At 48.0% G+C, this 560-nt stretch carries 1 protein-coding gene; it reads left to right on the forward strand.

What is annotated here, in order from left to right:
- On the forward strand, window positions 1–560 hold a 560-nt coding region (locus R7Z50_RS29970), incomplete at both ends, for a GGDEF domain-containing protein (protein ID WP_318150080.1).

The raw sequence follows: 560 nt of genomic DNA on the forward strand, positions 1-560 counted from the left end.
TTTACAACTGTGCCTCGCGGTTGGATTTTATTGATAGCAGCGATGAAGTGCAGGCGTTTATGGATATTGCCGCGACCTTTGGCAGCTACTGCATGGGTGAAATACATGGTGACATTGGCCAGCCAGAAATTCTTCACCACAGTTTGACTTACCTTGCGATGCGCGAAGGCGATGAGGTGCAATCGCTGAATTTGCCTAAACCGCAAGTGAGCGCTTCGATTTCACCGCTGTTTAGCTTAATACGCAATGCGATTGGCGATTTGAATCATATGAACGCTCACATGGGTTATCAACTTGATCGTCAAACTCGCAAGTTACAAGAAAGCTACCGTCGTGACAGTCGCACGGGGCTGCAAAATCGCGTGGCGCTGCAAGAGCGCTTAAGTCACATCGATTGTGACGAGCATTTGTTAACGCTGAAGCTGCTTAATTTCAGCCACATCAATGAAAAGTATGGGTATCGAGTCGGAGACCAGCTGCTCAAAGATCTTTCGATGCATTTTACCAATCGATTGAGAAAGCGCTTAGGCATGCCAGCGGCGCTGCAACTGTACAGCATC

Source organism: Vibrio sp. 1249-1, from assembly GCF_033340495.1.